This is a genomic window from Pseudomonas sp. SMSB3 (genome assembly GCF_052041965.1).
Lineage (GTDB): Bacteria > Pseudomonadota > Gammaproteobacteria > Pseudomonadales > Pseudomonadaceae > Aquipseudomonas.
The window spans coordinates 237,813-252,296 of the sequence record NZ_JBKGGV010000007.1; the positions used below are offsets into that span (position 1 = coordinate 237,813).

Here is a 14,484-nt window from a genome sequence, read left to right on the forward strand (position 1 = left end):
GTCAGTTAGCCTCATCCACAGGTGCTGCGTTCACCGCCGGCTGCACGTTGGGCTTGATCCACCAGGTGTCGATGCCAACGTCATACTTGGGCGACACCTTGGGATGGCCGATGTGGTTCCAGTACGCCACGCGGTTGGTCTTGATGTGCCAGTTGGGTACCACGTAGTAGCCCCATTGCAGGACACGGTCGAGCGCTCGGCAGTGCTCGATCAGGCTCTGGCGCGAGTCGGCGTTGATCAACTGCTCCACCAACTGATCGATGGCCGGGTCGCGCAGGCCAATGAAGTTGCGGCTGCCGGGGTTATCCGCAGCGGCGCTGGACCAGAATTCACGTTGCTCGTTGCCTGGCGAATTGGATTGCGGATAACCCCCGACGATCATGTCGAAGTCTCGCGAACGCAGGCGGTTGATGTACTGCGACACATCCACGCGGCGAATCTCGAAACCGATGCCCAGGTCCGCCAAGTTGCGCTTGAATGGCAGCAACACGCGCTCGAACTGGGTTTGCGCGAGGAGAAACTCGATGCTGACGGGCTTGCCGTCCTTGTCGACCATCTTGTCGTCGACGATCTTCCAACCCGCTTCCTGCAACAGCTTGTACGCCTCGCGCTGATGTTCGCGGATCATGCCGCTGCCGTCGCTTACCGGGTTGGCGAAGGCCTGCTCGAACACCGCATCCGGGACCTTGCCGCGCAAAGGCTCGAGGATCTTCAGCTCAGCCGCCGACGGCAGGCCGCTAGCGGCCATCTCGGAGTTTTCGAAGTAGCTGTCGGTGCGGATGTAGGCGCCGTTGAACAACTGTTTGTTGGTCCATTCGAAATCGAACAGCAGGCTGATCGCCTTGCGCACTCGCACGTCCTGAAACACCGGCTTGCGCAGGTTGAAAATGAAGCCCTGCATGCCGACCGGGTTGCCGTTGGGAATCTCTTCCTTGATCAGGCGGCCGTCGCGTACGGCGGGCACATCGTAGGCGGTGGCCCAGTTCTTTGCGCTCATTTCCAGCTCGTAGTCGAATGCGCCAGCCTTGAGCGCCTCCAATGCCACGTTGTTGTCGCGATAGACATCGAAGGTCATGGCGTCGAAGTTGTAGGAACCGCGGTTGATCGGCAGGTCCTTGGCCCAGTAATCCTTGACCCGCTCGTAGCGGATCGAGCGCCCTGGCTTGACCTCGGCGACCCGGTACGGGCCGCTGCCCAGCGGCGGCTCGAGGCTGCCGCGGGTGAATTCGCGGTTCTGGTACCAATGCTTGGGCAGTACCGGAAGCTGGCCGAGGATCAACGGGAGTTCCCGGTTGTTGGTGTGCTTGAACGTGAACAGCACCTTGAGCGGATCTTCGGCCACCACTTCGGCGACATCGGCGTAGTACTGGCGGTACAACGGTGCGCCATCCTTCATCAGGGCATTGAAGGTGAACACCACGTCCTCGGCGCGCATGGGATGGCCGTCGTGAAAGCGTGCCTCAGGGCGCAGGTAGAAGCGCACCCAGCTGTTGTCCGGGGCCTTTTCGATCTGGCCGGCGACCAGGCCGTATTCGGTGAACGGCTCATCCAGGCTCTGGCGCATCAAGGTGTCGTAGATGCTGCTGATATTGTCTGCGGCCACGCCTTTGTTGATGAACGGGTTGAGGCTGTCGAAGCCGCCGAAGCTGGACTGGCGGAACGTGCCGCCTTTCGGCGCATCAGGGTTGACGTAGTCGAAATGCTTGAAGTTCGCCGGGTACTTCGGCGGCTCGTCGTACAGCGTCAGCGCATGTTGCGGCGCGGCCAGTGCAACCAGCGCCGGCAGGCTCAGGCAGGCGAGCAGGAGGCTGCGCGCCAGGCGATGGGTCGGCTTCATTGGGCTTTCTCCGAAGGCTTGATCCACCAGCTGTTCAGCCCCAGCGTGTAGGGCGGTGTGCTGACGAAGGCGAACCGGTTGCGGTAGGCCAGGCGGTGATTGTCGAGGTACCAGTTGGGAATCATGTAGTAATGCCAGGACAACACGCGGTCCAGCGCCCTGGCGGCGGCGACCTGGTCGTCACGGCTGCGCGCGGCGAGCAAGGTATCGAGCAAGTGGTCGACCACTGGATCCTTCACTCCTGCGTAGTTCTTGCTGCCTTTGACCGAGGCCTGGCTCGAATGGAAATACAACCACTGTTCGAGCCCCGGGCTCAGCGTCTGGTTGAGGGTCATCAGAATCATGTCGAAATCGAACTGGTCCAGGCGCTGCTTGTACTGGGCGCGATCAACGGTACGCAAATGCGCGTCGATACCGATGCTGGCAAGGTTTTCGACGTAGGGCTGCAGAATGCGTTCCAGGTTGGGGTTGACCAGCAGCACTTCCATGCGCAGTTGCTGGCCCTTGCCATTGACCAGGCGCTGGCCGTCGAGTTTCCAGCCGGCCTGACCCAGCAGGCTCAGCGCCTGGCGCAGGGTCTGGCGGTTGATGCCGCGCCCGTCGGTGTGGCTGACCTGATAAGGCCGGGTGAACAACCGCTCGGGCAGCTGGTCGCGAAACGGCGCCAACAGCAGCCATTCCTTGCCCGTGGGCAGGCCGCTGGCGCTGAATTCGCTGTTGGGGTAATAGCTGGTCGAGCGCCGGTAGGCATCGCTGAACAGCGCCCGATTGGTCCACTCGAAGTCCAGCATCAAGCCCAGCGCCTGGCGCACAGCAGGGTCGCTGAAAGTGGCCCGGCGGCTGTTCATGAACAAACCCTGGGTTTGCGTGGGAATGCGATGAGGGATCTGCGCCTTGATCACTTCGCCCCGGCGTACTGCAGGGAAGTTGTAGCCATTGGCCCAGTTTTTCGCCTGGTGCTCGATATAGATGTCGAACTCGCCCGCCTTGAAGGCTTCGAAGGCTACCGTGGCATCGCGGTAGAATTCGTACTCGACCCGGTTGAAGTTGTACTTGCCGCGGTTCACGGCAAGGTCCTTGCCCCAGTAGTTCTTCACGCGCTGGAACACTAGCCTGCGCCCCGATTGCACCTGGGTAATGCGATAGGGCCCACTGCCCAGCGGCGGCTCGAAGGTCGTGGCCTGGAAGTCGCGCTTTTGCCAGTAATGCTTGGGTAGCACCGGCATTTCCCCAAGGCGCAGGATCAGCAGCGGGTTACCGGCCCGCTTGAACACGAAGCGAATGCGCAGTGGCCCGAGAATATCGACCCGCTGCACCTCCTGCAGGTTGGTGCGGTAGATCGGGTGGCCTTGCTTGAGCAAGGTCCGGTAGGAAAACGCGACATCGGCTGCAGTGATCGGCTTGCCGTCATGCCAGCGCGCCTCGGGACGCAGGTTGAATACCACCCAGCTGCGGTCCTCGCTGTACTCCACCGAACGGGCGATCAGTCCATAACTGGAGGTAGGCTCGTCGCCTGACGGGTCGTATTGGCCGGTACCGACCATCAGCGTTTCGTTCAGCTCACTGACGCCATACTGCAAGAAGTTGGGCGTGCTGACCGGGCTGGTACCCTTGAAGGTGTAGGGGTTGAGCGTGTCGAATGTGCCGAACGCCATGGCGCGCAAGGTCCCGCCCTTGGGCGCCTGCGGGTTGACCCAGTCGAAGTGGGTGAATGAGGCCGGGTACTTGAGCGTGCCGAATTGCGCGTATCCGTGGCTTTCGCTCACCATCGCGACGGCGGGGAAGCTCAAGGCCAGGCTGAGAGACAGCAGGAGGGGACGTATCAAGTCGGCATCCGATCCAGAGGCGTTGGGCTTTGATCGGCGTACAGTAACAGCTTGGCGGGTATGGAAAAAGAGAGGGGCTGCAAGCAGCCCCTGCGCCTTAATGCCCCAGGTAGACCGTCAGGGTCTGGCCCGGCTTGAGCGCGTGGCCACTGCGCGGGTTCCAGCGCTTGAGGTGCTGCATTTCCACATTGAAACGTTTGGCTACAAGATACAAGGAGTCGCCCTTGCGAACCTTGTATTGTGTCGAACGCTTGCCAGCGGCCGCGACTCGATTGGCTGCCGCGCTTGGCGCATTGCCACCGCGCAGGGCCAATACCTGGCCGGCCTTGAGGCGGTTGCCGGGCAGCTTGTTCCAGCGCTGGATGTCCTTGACCGACACTCGGTTGGCTTTGGCGATGGTGCTCAGGTTGTCGCCACGCTTGACGCGGTAGCTGCGGGCCGTAGCCGGAGCGCGGCTTTCGGCCACGGCGCGAGCGAACACGGCCTTGTTCGGTTGCAGGCTGACCAGTTGCTCGGGCTTGAGGTTGGACAGGCTGGCGCTGAGCAGTTGCGCCTTGGCCGTGGGCACCAGCAGCTGCTTCGGGCCGTCGACGGTCATGCGCTTCTTGAAGGCCGGATTGAGCTGGAGCAGCTCGTCTTCGTCGATATTGGCGAAGGCGGCAACCCGCGACAGGTCAAGACGGTCGTTGATCGCCACCGCTTCGAAGTACGGCTCGTTGGCGATGGGGGTGAGGTTCACACCATAGGCTTCCGGCGTCAGCACCACCTGCGACAGGGCCAGCAGCTTGGGCACGTAGTCGCGGGTTTCCTGGGGCAGCGGCAGGTTCCAGTAATCGGTTGGCAGGCCGAGCTTTTCATTGCGCTCGATGGCCCGGCTGACCGTGCCTTCACCGGCGTTGTACGCCGCCAGTGCGAGCATCCAGTCACCGTTGAACATGTCATGCAGCCGCGTCAGGTAGTCCAGAGCGGCATTGGTGGAGGCGGTGACGTCGCGGCGACCATCATAGAAGTTGGTCTGGCGCAGGTTGAAGTGGCGACCGGTCGCTGGCATGAACTGCCACATGCCGGCTGCGCTGGCGCGCGAATAGGCCATCGGGTTGTAGGCGCTTTCGATGGCCGGCAGCAACGCCAGTTCAAGCGGCATGTCGCGCTCTTCGAGGCGCTCGACGATGTAGTGCAGGTACAAGCTGCCGCGCTCGCCCGCGCTTTCCAGGAACGATGGGTTGCTGGCGAACCACAGGCGTTGCTGCTCGATACGCGGATTGACGTCGATGCTGTCCTGCAGGGCGAAGCCCCGGCGCATGCGTTCCCAGACATCCTGCGGCGGCTGGTCGGCGACCTTGACCACCAGCGGCGCGGGCTTGTGCTTGATCCGCGCCTGGTAGCTGTGCGCGCGGACGCTGTCGGTTTCCTCGACCTGACGGGTGCTCTGGCAGCCCACCAGGGTGGCGGCGAGCGCCAGCGCACTGACTTGGGCCAGGCGCGTCAGGGCGACTGAATGAGCGGTTCTGCGGCTGCTGGAAGACATCGGCTGAGACAGGTATCCGGGCAAAAAATTTCGGCGATTCTAGAAACCGCACCCGGCCGGGTCAACCGTTGACAACCCATTGCGATATATCTTGAGGTTATCAGAAGCTGTCTTTCCAAGACCTCAAAGCAGCAAAAACAGTGACCTGCGAGTCGTTTGAATGTCCCTTCCATTCGTCTGCTTTTTGTTTAACTAATGTTTCAGCGGTACGTAAAAAGGGGTTGGTCAGGCGTTCCAGGCCGATGGTCGACGGCAGCGTAATGCGCTGCTCGGCGCGCAGTCGAGTGACTTCGTCGAAGCGTTGCTGTATGTGGCGATTGCTCGGCTCCACGGCCTTGGCAAAGCGCAGGTTGCTCAACGTGTATTCGTGGGCGCAGTACACCTTGGTCTGCTCAGGCAGCGCAGCCAAGCGGGACAGGGCAGGCTGCATCTGCTCGGGCCTGCCTTCGAACATGCGCCCGCAACCGGCAGCGAAAAGGGTGTCGCCGCTGAACAGCAGCGGTGTTGCTGGCTGGTCGCTGTAATAGGCAATGTGGCCCAAGGTGTGGCCGGGCACGGCCAACACCTGGAATGTGACGCCGAGCACCGTGACCTGATCGCCGTCGTCCAGCGCCTGGTCGCGCCCCGGGATCTGCTCGTTGGCCGGACCGCAGACATGCGCGCCGGTCAGTTGCTTGAGACGCTCGACGCCGCCGACATGGTCATGGTGGTGGTGAGTGATCATGATGGTGTCGAGTGTCCACCCGGGGTTGGCCTGCAGCCAGCTCTCCACCGGGCTGGCATCGCCAGGATCGACCACCGCGCAGCGGCGTTTGGCAGTATCCTGTAACAACCAGATGTAGTTGTCGGAGAAAGCAGGTAGAGCATCGATCTGTATCATGGTGCGGATCCGTATCGCCTGGCGTGGCACATGCAGGCATCTTAGCCGCCTTGGCGTGGTACGAGAACCTCGAGGGAGAGCGTATGACCGACCAAGCCTTTGCCCAGGCCGACCCGCAGTGGGTTGAGCTGATCAGCCTGGCCCGTGAGTGGTTCCGTGGCCCATTGGGCCAACTGATGCTCAAGGAAGAGGAGAAACTGCTCGAAGAAGAGCTTGGGCGTTTTTTCGGCGGCTACCTCGTGCACTACGGCCCGTGCGCCGAAGCGCCCCCTACCGCACCGCGCGTGCAACGCAATGTGCGCCTCGGGGCGCCGTTGCCGGGGGTCGAGATCGTCTGCGAAGAGCAGGCCTGGCCATTGGGGGAGCACGCGGCCGACGTGGTGGTGCTGCAGCACGGCCTGGACTTCAGCCTGTCGCCCCATGGCCTGCTGCGCGAGGCGGCCAGCGCTGTGCGGCCGGGCGGGCACCTGCTGATCGTCGGTATCAATCCCTGGAGCGGTTGGGGTGTTCGCCACTGCTTCAGCCAAGGTGCGCTGCGCAAGGCGCGTTGCATTCCGCCGTCACGGGTAGGTGATTGGCTGAACCTGCTGGGCTTTGCGCTGGAGAAACGCCGCTTCGGGTGCTATCGTCCGCCGCTTGCCTCACCTGCCTGGCAGCAACGCCTGGCCGGATGGGAACGGCTGGCCGGTGGCTGGCAGAGCGCTGGCGGCGGGGTCTACCTGCTGGTGGCGCGCAAGATGGTGGTTGGCCTGCGGCCGTTGCGCCAGGAACGCCGCGAGCCGATGGGCAAGCTGCTCCCCCTGCCGTTGGCCAAGGTCAATCGCACGGCCGTTCATCCAGACACCGAAGAGCACTGAACAAGAGTGGTACATGAGCGATAGCGTCGAGATGTATACCGATGGCGCCTGCAAGGGCAATCCTGGCCCGGGCGGCTGGGGTGTCCTGCTGGTTTGCAAGGGCGTCGAGAAGGAATTGTGGGGCGGCGAGCGCGAAACCACCAATAACCGCATGGAGTTGATGGCGGCGATCCAGGGCCTGATGGCACTCAAGCGCGAATGCGAGGTGGTGTTGACCACGGACTCGCAGTACGTGATGAAAGGCATCAACGAGTGGATGGCCAACTGGAAGAAGCGCGGCTGGAAAACCGCAGCCAAGGAGCCGGTCAAGAACGCCGATCTCTGGAAGCTGCTGGATGAGCAGGTCAATCGCCACAAGGTCACCTGGAAGTGGGTCCGCGGCCACATCGGCCACCCCGGCAACGAACGCGCCGACCAACTGGCCAACCGCGGCGTCGCTGAACTGCGATAGGTCCGCAGCAAGCGGCAAGTCGAACTGCCGGCGCGCTGGTTTTGCTTGCAGCTTGCAGCTTGCCCCTTGCAGCGCGCCGAACGCGCTATAATGCGCGCCCTCGATGTAAGTTGGAGTGCCTGGCGTGGAGCAGCAGCAAGATAAACGGTTCGTCATTCTCGATACCGAAACCACCGGTATGCCTGTCAGCGAAGGACACCGGATCATCGAGATTGGCTGTGTCGAAGTCATCGGTCGACGCCTCACCGGCCGGCATTTCCATGTCTACCTGCAACCGGATCGCGAAAGCGATGAAGGCGCGATCAACGTTCACGGCATCACCGATGCGTTTCTGGTTGGCAAGCCGCGTTTCGCCGATGTCGCCGAAGAATTCTTCGCGTTCATCCAAGGCGCTACCCTGGTCATTCATAACGCGGCGTTTGACGTAGGCTTCATCAATAACGAGTTCGCCCTGGCCGGTCAGGCTGACCGCGCCGAAATCGCCAACCACTGCACCATCCTCGATACCTTGCTGCTGGCGCGTGCCCGTCACCCTGGGCAACGTAACAGCCTCGATGCCTTGTGCAAACGCTACGACATCGACAACTCGGGTCGCGAGTTGCACGGCGCGCTGCTCGACTCCGAGCTGCTCGCCGACGTCTACCTGGCCATGACCGGTGGCCAGACCAGCCTGTCGCTGGCAGGTCAAGGCGCTGATGACAACGAAGGGCAGGGCAGTGGTGGCAGCGAGATCCGGCGCATTGTCGGACGGGCACCGGGGCGGGTGATCCTGGCCAGCGCCGAGGAACTCGAGGCGCATGCCGAGCGGCTGGCGGCAGTGGCCAAGTCGGCAGGCGGCCCATCCCTGTGGCAGGCCCTGAGCGAAGCCACGGCGGGCTGATAACGGCGTCAGAAAAAGCCCACGCGGCAGTTGGGCTACTACCCTTAGGACAACGTGTCCGGCAAAGGTAGCTGGCTGATGTACAAGGACCTCAAGTTCCCGATCCTCATCGTCCACCGCGCGATCAAGAGCGACAGCGTCGCAGGTGAGCGGATCCGCGCCATCGCCGATGAGCTGATCCAGGACGGCTTTGCCGTCATCAAGGCTGCCGAGCATACCGAGGCCCGGCTGGTCGCGACCACGCATCATGGCCTGGCGTGCATGCTGATCGCCGCTGAGGGGGTGGGCGACAACCTGCATCTGTTGCAGAACATGGCCGAGCTGATTGCGTTGGCCCATCTGCGCGCACCCAACCTGCCGATCTTCGCCTTGGGCGAACAAGTGACCTTGGAAAACGCACCGGCCGAGGCCATGGGCGAGCTCAACCAATTGCGCGGCATTCTGTACCTCTTCGAAGACACCGTGCCGTTTCTGGCACGCCAGGTGGCCAGGGCCGCGCACAATTACCTCGACGGTCTGCTCCCGCCGTTCTTCAGGGCGCTGGTGCAGCACACTGCCCAGTCCAACTACTCCTGGCATACCCCCGGCCACGGCGGCGGCGTGGCCTACCGCAAAAGCCCGGTGGGTCAGGCGTTTCACCAATTTTTCGGTGAAAATACCTTGCGCTCGGATCTTTCGGTATCAGTGCCCGAACTAGGCTCGCTGCTCGATCACACCGGCCCCCTGGCCGAGGCAGAGGCCCGTGCGGCGCGCAACTTCGGCGCCGACCACAGCTTTTTCGTGATCAACGGCACTTCCACCGCCAACAAGATCGTCTGGCACGCCATGGTGGGTCGCGACGACCTGGTCCTGGTCGATCGCAACTGCCACAAGTCAGTGGTTCACGCCATCATCATGACCGGTGCGATCCCTATCTACCTGTGCCCGGAACGCAACGAACTGGGCATCATCGGGCCTATCCCCTTGAGCGAGTTCAGCCCCGCTTCGATCCAGGCCAAGCTTCAGGCCAACCCGCTGGCCAGGGGGCGCGAGGGGCGGATCAGGTTGGCAGTGGTGACCAATTGCACCTATGACGGGCTGTGCTACAACGCTGGCATGATCAAACAGGCGTTGGGCGACAGTGTCGAGGTGCTGCATTTCGACGAAGCCTGGTTCGCCTATGCCGCCTTCCACGAGTTCTTCGAAGGGCGTTATGCCATGGGCACTGCGCGCGGCGAACGCAGCCCGCTGGTGTTCAGCACCCATTCCACCCACAAGCTGCTGGCGGCGTTCAGTCAGGCGTCGATGATCCATGTGCAGGATGGCGCATTGCGTCAGCTGGACCGGGACCGTTTCAATGAAGCGTTCATGATGCATATCTCCACCTCGCCGCAGTACAGCATCCTTGCCTCGCTGGACGTGGCATCGACCATGATGGAAGGACCGGCGGGGCGTTCGTTGTTGCAGGAGATGTTCGACGAGGCCCTGAGTTTCCGCCGGGCATTGGCCAACTTGCGCGAACACATCGCGGCCGAGGATTGGTGGTTCAGTATCTGGCAACCACCGGCTGCAGACGGCGCCCAGCGCCAGGACGCAGCGGATTGGCTGCTGCAACCGGACGACCCCTGGCATGGTTTTGGCGAAGTGGTCGAGGACTACGCGCTGCTCGATCCGCTGAAAGTCACGCTGGTCATGCCAGGGCTGAGCGCCGGCGGGATCTTGGACCAGCGAGGTGTGCCGGCAGCGGTGGTCAGCAAGTTTCTCTGGGAGCGTGGCTTGGTGGTGGAGAAAACCGGCCTGTACAGTTTTCTGGTGCTGTTCTCCATGGGCATTACCAAGGGCAAGTGGAGCACCCTGCTGACCGAGTTGCTCGAGTTCAAGCGCCACTACCAGGCCAATACCCTGCTCAGTACCTGCCTGCCCAGTATCGTTGCCGTGGATGGGCAGCGCTATCAAGGGCTGGGGCTGCGCGAGCTGTGCGATCAACTGCATGAGTGCTATCGCAGCAATGCCACTGCCAAACAGCTCAAACGCCTGTTCACCCGCCTGCCAGAGGTCGCGACAAGCCCGGCGCACGCCTATGACCGGATGGTACGCGGGGACGTGCATGCGGTGCCGATCGAGCTATTGCTCGGGCGAGTGTCGGCGGTGATGCTGGTGCCTTACCCGCCAGGCATCCCCTTGATCATGCCGGGTGAACGCTTCACTGAGCAGACGCGCTCGATTCTCGACTATCTGGCTTTCGCCCGCGCCTTCAATAGCGAATTCCCAGGCTTCGTGGCCGATGTGCATGGCCTGCAGTATCAACATGGCCAGTACACCGTTGATTGCATCAAGGAATGCGAATGATCTCGACGCCCGTCTGGGCCAGTTCGAAGCGGTTATCACCCAGGTGGTTGACGCGGTCGCCGATGGCCAGGCGGTAGGTGGTGATCGGCGCGCCGACTGCGCTGCCGTCCGCCTGCAGGGTGGATTCCTGAAACTCGTGGACGGGATAGATACGGCCTTCGGCGTCACGGGCGTGAAATTGGCCGACCATTACTGCTGCCATTTGGGGGAAAACCTCTGAATTACGTAGGAAATGTCTGAATAGATAGACCGTCCGAGTTACAGGGAAGTTTTAATACCTCGGAAAAAAAACCAAGTCGCCGAGGAACGGTCATCTATAACTAACACGTCCCTTTTCCCAGCAAAGGTTGGAAATCGCCATGAGCCAGGTGTATTCGGTAGCGGTCGTCGTCGGCAGCTTGCGCAAGGATTCCTACAACCGCAAGGTGGCCCGCGCACTCTCGGAGCTGGCGCCGTCCAGCCTTGCCCTGAAGATTGTCGAGATCGGCGACCTGCCGATGTACAACGAGGATGTCGAGGCCCAGGGCGCGCCCGAGCCGTGGCAGCGGTTTCGTGATGAAATCCGTCGCAGCGATGCCGTGCTGTTCGTGACTCCCGAGTACAACCGCTCGGTCCCGGGCTGCCTGAAGAACGCCATCGATGTGGGCTCGCGGCCCTATGGGCAAAGCGCCTGGGGCGGCAAGCCGGCAGCGGTGGCCAGCGTTTCGCCGGGGGCCATTGGCGGCTTCGGGGCCAACCACAATGTGCGCCAAACCCTGGTATTTCTCGACATGCCGTGCATGCAAATGCCCGAAGCCTACATCGGCGGTGCGGCCAACCTGTTCGACGACAATGGCAAACTCAGCGAAAAGACCCGGCCCTTCCTGCAAGGTTTCATCGACAAGTTCGCCTCGTGGGTCAAGCTCAACCGCGCGGTTTGAGGTTCAGCAGGCTTGCGGCATCTCGCCTCTGGCCAGGCGCCTTTGAATATCGGCGATGGCCGCTGGCAGATCGTTGATGGTGTCGATCAGATAGTGCGGCCGTGAGCCTGCGAATTGCGCATGGATGCGCGCCCGCTCCCGTTGCAGCTGCTCGCGGCCCAGCGCCTGATAAGTCTCCCATGTCACCCCCAGGGCATTGCCCGAGCAAACCAACGCCACGGTCCACATGCCGGCGCGCCGCCCCTCGAGAATACCTGGGACGGTGTCGTCTACCTTCACGCAGGCTGCCACGTCGTCGATCCCCAGGACGATGACGTTGGCCAGCGCTTGCGCAGGCCAGGGGCGAGCATTGGGGGTTTCATCACTGGCTACCACGTAATCGGCGCGGTAGCCCTGGCGCGCCGCCAGCTCGATGACTTTGTCCATCACCACTTTCGGATAGCCCGAACACGAGCCGATTTTCAGGCCAGCCTGGCGCAGGCGATCGAGGGTGTCCAATGCTCCGGGAATCAACGCCGAGTGCTGGGCAATGTGTTCGATCTGCAGCGGCATGAAGCGCTCGTAGAGGGCGGTCACGTCGTCGTCGCAGGGCTTGCGGCCGACTGCATTGCAGTAGCGCTCGGCGATGTGCGGCAGGTTGCACAGGGCGCGAATATGATCCCACTTGCCCATGCCCATGGGGCCGCGCGCCTCGTCCAGGCTCAGGTGCACGCCGAACTCGGCAAACGCCTGGACGAAGATCTGGGTCGGGGCGAAAGAGCCGAAGTCGATGACTGTACCGGCCCAATCGAGGATGACGGCTTGAAGCTGACGGGGATTGCTGTAGTTCATGGTGGCCTCCAAGGGTTGCAACTGCATAATCAGCTGTTGAGCACGCGCATATCGCCTAGCACCTGGGCCACAGCGTCTACCGCAGCCTGCATACCGTTCCCAGCGGCCGCATCGATGCAGCCCATGCAGCCGATGCGAAAGGTGTCGACCTGGGTCAGCTTGCCCGGATAGATGAGGAAGCCCTTGGCCTTGACCCGCCGGTAGAAATCATCGAAGCGGTAGCGTGGATGGCTGGGGGCGCGGAAGGTGACGATGATTGGCGCCTGGACATGCGCCGGCAGAAAGCTACGTATGCCGATCGCCTGCATGCCATCGAGCAAGGTCTTGCAGTTGCGGGCGTAGCGTTGCAAGCGCGCCGGTTGCCCGCCTTCTTCGGCATGTTGCTGCAGGGCTGCATGCAAGGCCGCCACCACATGGGTCGGCGGGGTAAAACGCCACTGGCCGGTTTTCGCCATGTACGCCTGCTGCTCATGCAGATCCATGGCCAGTGAGTGGGCGTTGCCTTCGGCAGCTGCCAGGGCCGCTTTCTCGGCCAGCACGAACCCCATGCCGGGCACGCCTTCAAGGCATTTGCCCGAGGCTGCGACCAACGCTTGAAAGCGGATATGTCGGGCATCGAGCGGCAACGCGCCGAATGAACTCATGGCATCGACGATCAAGTGCTTGCCGTGGCGCGCGACCACAGCGGCGATCTCCCTGAGCGGGTTGAGCAGGCCGGTGCTGGTTTCGCAGTGGATCAGCGCCACGTGGGTGAACGCTGCGTCGGCTGCGAGCACGCGTTCGAGCTCGGCGGCGCTGATGGGTTGGTCCTCGGCGCTTTGCAGCGTGCTGAAACGACGGCCCACAACGCTGCAGATCTTCGCCAGGCGCTGACCGTAGGCGCCATTGATGAGCACCAGGACCTTGCCCGCGCGCGGCACCAATGTACCGATTGCCGCTTCCACGGCAAACGTGCCGCTGCCTTGCAGCGGTACGCAATGGTGACTGCTGCTGGCGCCGGCCATGCCCAGCAACTGCTCGCAGACGCTGGCCGTCAGTTGATTGAAGTCGCGGTCCCAGGAGCCCCAGTCCGTCAACATGGCCTGGCGGGTGCGCAGTGACGTGGTGAGCGGTCCTGGGGTCAGCAGAATCGGTGTGATAGTCATCGAAGATAGCCCTCAAGCGGTAAGCGCAAGCGAGGGCACAGGTTGCAATCGCGCGGTTCATCAATCAAATTGCTTGTTCCGATCCCAGCCATAAGTCAGGCCGATGCCGATGAACCTGTTTCAGTTGCGTGCCTTCGACGCCGTGGCCCGCGAGGGCAGCTTTACCCGCGCGGCTGCGCGGTTGTTCATCAGCCAGCCGGCGGTGACCGGGCACGTCAAGGCACTGGAAGCGCATTACCAGGTGAGCTTGCTCAGGCGCACTGCGCGGCGGGTCGAACTCACCGAACAAGGCACTCGTCTGGCTGCGATCACCCGGGCGCTGTTCGGTCTGGCCGATGAGGCCCAGGCCATGCTCGAAGCCAATCGCCAATTGCTGACCGGGTGTCTGCAAGTGGCCGCCGACGGGCCGCATCGGGTCATGCCGATTCTGGCCCGGCTGCGCCAACGCTACCCAGGCGTGACCGTCAATCTGCGTTTGGGCAATGCCCAGGACACCCTGGCGGCGCTGCTCGGCGAGCATGCCGATGTCGCTGTGCTGACCGACGTTGAGCCGCGTAACGGCCTGCACTTGCAGCGCCTGTGCCAGTCACAGGTATGCGCGCTGTTGCCGGCCAGCCATGCCTTGGCCCAAGGCCAGGGCGATCTGTCCCTGGCTGAGCTCGATCAGCAGGTCATGGTGATGCGCGAGCCGAGCTCCATCACTCGAATCACTTTCGATCGGGCCTGCGCCGAGGCCGCAGTGCAGCCGCGCGTGCTGCTGGAGCTGGACAGCCGCGAAGCGGTGACCGAAGCGGTTGCCGCGCAGTTGGGCATCGGCGTGGTTTCATCGACCGAGATCGCCAACGATCCGCGGTTGGTGGCACGGCCATTGGCAGGGCAGGGGCTGGTCAACCAGCACTGGCTCGCCTGCCTTGAGCGGCGCCGGGAACTGCGCGTGATCCAGGCGTTTCTGAGCCTGGCGAGCGAGGCATGCTGACGTCTGCCAGCAGGGCCGGCTAAGA

The 14,484-nt window shown here is 62.6% G+C and carries 13 protein-coding genes; 6 read left to right on the forward strand and 7 right to left on the reverse strand.

Translation table 11 applies throughout. The features are described from left to right. Position 1: 1 nt before the first annotated feature. From ACLEJW_RS14085 to gloB, 4 genes are all read right to left on the reverse strand, one after another. Positions 2-1,837 (reverse strand): extracellular solute-binding protein, encoded by a 1,836-nt coding sequence (locus ACLEJW_RS14085; RefSeq protein WP_440777765.1) that lies wholly within the window; start codon positions 1,835-1,837, stop codon positions 2-4. Continuing rightward, positions 1,834-3,663 (reverse strand): extracellular solute-binding protein, encoded by a 1,830-nt coding sequence (locus tag ACLEJW_RS14090; RefSeq protein ID WP_440777766.1) that lies wholly within the window; start codon positions 3,661-3,663, stop codon positions 1,834-1,836. Before ACLEJW_RS14090 ends, ACLEJW_RS14085 begins: the two co-directional genes overlap by 4 nt. Positions 3,664-3,760: 97 nt before the next feature. Next, positions 3,761-5,191: a transglycosylase SLT domain-containing protein gene (locus tag ACLEJW_RS14095; protein WP_440777767.1), complete on the reverse strand. Its 1,431-nt coding sequence runs from the start codon at positions 5,189-5,191 to the stop codon at positions 3,761-3,763. A gap of 100 nt (positions 5,192-5,291) precedes the next feature. Then, complete coding sequence (gloB, locus tag ACLEJW_RS14100; protein ID WP_440777781.1) at positions 5,292-6,071, reverse strand: hydroxyacylglutathione hydrolase; 780 nt, start codon at positions 6,069-6,071, stop codon at positions 5,292-5,294. Between the two features lie 83 nt (positions 6,072-6,154). Here gloB and ACLEJW_RS14105 point away from each other — a divergent pair, with 83 nt between their 5' ends. The 4 genes from ACLEJW_RS14105 (at position 6,155) to ACLEJW_RS14120 (ending at position 10,587) form a co-directional block, all read left to right on the forward strand. Next, entirely contained in the window at positions 6,155-6,928 is a 774-nt protein-coding gene (locus ACLEJW_RS14105) for a methyltransferase domain-containing protein (protein WP_145188845.1), read from the forward strand. Between the two features lie 13 nt (positions 6,929-6,941). Beyond that, positions 6,942-7,379 (forward strand): ribonuclease HI, encoded by a 438-nt coding sequence (gene rnhA / locus ACLEJW_RS14110; RefSeq protein ID WP_313298000.1) that lies wholly within the window; start codon positions 6,942-6,944, stop codon positions 7,377-7,379. 124 nt (positions 7,380-7,503) lie between these two features. Continuing rightward, the gene (dnaQ, locus tag ACLEJW_RS14115) at positions 7,504-8,259 is read left to right on the forward strand and encodes a DNA polymerase III subunit epsilon (protein ID WP_145188839.1); all 756 of its coding nucleotides are present in this window, start codon (positions 7,504-7,506) and stop codon (positions 8,257-8,259) included. A gap of 78 nt (positions 8,260-8,337) precedes the next feature. Beyond that, on the forward strand, positions 8,338-10,587 hold the full coding sequence (locus ACLEJW_RS14120; RefSeq protein WP_440777768.1) for an Orn/Lys/Arg decarboxylase N-terminal domain-containing protein: 2,250 nt from the start codon (positions 8,338-8,340) through the stop codon (positions 10,585-10,587). Here ACLEJW_RS14120 and ACLEJW_RS14125 read toward each other — a convergent pair. Beyond that, the gene (locus ACLEJW_RS14125; RefSeq protein ID WP_145188831.1) at positions 10,571-10,789 is read right to left on the reverse strand and encodes a hypothetical protein; all 219 of its coding nucleotides are present in this window, start codon (positions 10,787-10,789) and stop codon (positions 10,571-10,573) included. The genes ACLEJW_RS14120 and ACLEJW_RS14125 overlap by 17 nt on opposite strands. A 157-nt stretch (positions 10,790-10,946) precedes the next feature. Here ACLEJW_RS14125 and ACLEJW_RS14130 point away from each other — a divergent pair, with 157 nt between their 5' ends. Next, positions 10,947-11,507: an NADPH-dependent FMN reductase gene (locus tag ACLEJW_RS14130; RefSeq protein ID WP_145188828.1), complete on the forward strand. Its 561-nt coding sequence runs from the start codon at positions 10,947-10,949 to the stop codon at positions 11,505-11,507. 3 nt (positions 11,508-11,510) lie between these two features. Here ACLEJW_RS14130 and phnX read toward each other — a convergent pair whose 3' ends face one another. Then, positions 11,511-12,338, reverse strand: a complete 828-nt coding sequence (gene phnX / locus ACLEJW_RS14135) for a phosphonoacetaldehyde hydrolase (RefSeq protein ID WP_440777769.1) — start codon at positions 12,336-12,338, stop codon at positions 11,511-11,513. 29 nt (positions 12,339-12,367) lie between these two features. Further along, complete coding sequence (locus tag ACLEJW_RS14140) at positions 12,368-13,483, reverse strand: 2-aminoethylphosphonate--pyruvate transaminase (protein ID WP_440777770.1); 1,116 nt, start codon at positions 13,481-13,483, stop codon at positions 12,368-12,370. 109 nt (positions 13,484-13,592) lie between these two features. On the opposite strand from ACLEJW_RS14140, the gene ACLEJW_RS14145 reads away from it, so the two are divergent. Beyond that, on the forward strand, positions 13,593-14,459 hold the full coding sequence (locus ACLEJW_RS14145) for a LysR substrate-binding domain-containing protein (RefSeq protein ID WP_145188820.1): 867 nt from the start codon (positions 13,593-13,595) through the stop codon (positions 14,457-14,459). Positions 14,460-14,484: the final 25 nt, after the last annotated feature.

What these genes read in the sequence shown, in the direction of transcription:
- ACLEJW_RS14130 (WP_145188828.1), top strand. Translation starts at nt 10,947, where the DNA reads ATGAGCCAGGTGTATTCGGTAGCGGTCGTCGTCGGCAGCTTGCGCAAG.
- ACLEJW_RS14085 (WP_440777765.1), bottom strand. Translation starts at nt 1,837, where the DNA reads ATGAAGCCGACCCATCGCCTGGCGCGCAGCCTCCTGCTCGCCTGCCTG.
- ACLEJW_RS14125 (WP_145188831.1), bottom strand. Translation starts at nt 10,789, where the DNA reads ATGGCAGCAGTAATGGTCGGCCAATTTCACGCCCGTGACGCCGAAGGC.
- rnhA (WP_313298000.1), top strand. Translation starts at nt 6,942, where the DNA reads ATGAGCGATAGCGTCGAGATGTATACCGATGGCGCCTGCAAGGGCAAT.
- gloB (WP_440777781.1), bottom strand. Translation starts at nt 6,071, where the DNA reads ATGATACAGATCGATGCTCTACCTGCTTTCTCCGACAACTACATCTGG.
- ACLEJW_RS14145 (WP_145188820.1), top strand. Translation starts at nt 13,593, where the DNA reads ATGAACCTGTTTCAGTTGCGTGCCTTCGACGCCGTGGCCCGCGAGGGC.
- ACLEJW_RS14095 (WP_440777767.1), bottom strand. Translation starts at nt 5,191, where the DNA reads ATGTCTTCCAGCAGCCGCAGAACCGCTCATTCAGTCGCCCTGACGCGC.
- ACLEJW_RS14140 (WP_440777770.1), bottom strand. Translation starts at nt 13,483, where the DNA reads ATGACTATCACACCGATTCTGCTGACCCCAGGACCGCTCACCACGTCA.
- phnX (WP_440777769.1), bottom strand. Translation starts at nt 12,338, where the DNA reads ATGAACTACAGCAATCCCCGTCAGCTTCAAGCCGTCATCCTCGATTGG.
- ACLEJW_RS14120 (WP_440777768.1), top strand. Translation starts at nt 8,338, where the DNA reads ATGTACAAGGACCTCAAGTTCCCGATCCTCATCGTCCACCGCGCGATC.
- ACLEJW_RS14105 (WP_145188845.1), top strand. Translation starts at nt 6,155, where the DNA reads ATGACCGACCAAGCCTTTGCCCAGGCCGACCCGCAGTGGGTTGAGCTG.